This is a genomic window from Polaromonas sp. P1_G2 (assembly GCF_056405515.1).
Window position 1 is genome coordinate 1 of the sequence record NZ_JBFUBY010000749.1, and the last position, 575, is coordinate 575.

Annotated in this window: 1 protein-coding gene; it reads left to right on the forward strand. The window is 63.3% G+C overall.

The genetic code is table 11. The annotated features are described in order from the left end of the window. Positions 1–18: 18 nt before the first annotated feature. Positions 19–575: aldo/keto reductase (locus tag AC1D0P_RS27370; protein WP_477679605.1), on the forward strand; the 557-nt coding region annotated here is incomplete at its 3' end.

The window sequence follows — 575 nt, forward strand, 5'->3', positions numbered from 1 at the left end:
GTACCAAGGAGAGAGATGATGAAATACACGACTCTTGGAAAGAACGGCCCGAGAACCTCCGCCTTCGGCCTTGGCTGCATGGGCATGTCGGGCATGTATGGACCGGCCGACCGCGCCGAATCCATCGCCACCATCCACGCCGCCATGGAAGCCGGCGTGACGCTGCTCGACACCGGCGATTTCTACGGCATGGGCCACAACGAACTTTTGATCGCCGAAGCGCTGAAGGGTGGGGATCGCGACAAAGTCGACATCAGCGTCAAGTTCGGCGCCCAGCGCGACCCCTCTGCCGGCTGGATCGGTTTTGACGCGCGGCCGGCTGCGGTCAAGACGGCGCTCGCCTATACGCTGGTCCGCCTCGGCGTCGACTATATCGACGTCTACCGCCCTGCCCGGCTCGATCCGAACGTGCCGATCGAGGACACCGTGGGCGCCATAGCCGACATGGTCAAGGCCGGCTATGTCAAGCATATCGGCCTGTCGGAAGTCGGCTCCGAAACCATCCGCCGCGCCGCCAAAGTCCATCCGATCGCCGACCTGCAGATCGAATATTCGCTGATGTCGCGCGGCCTCGA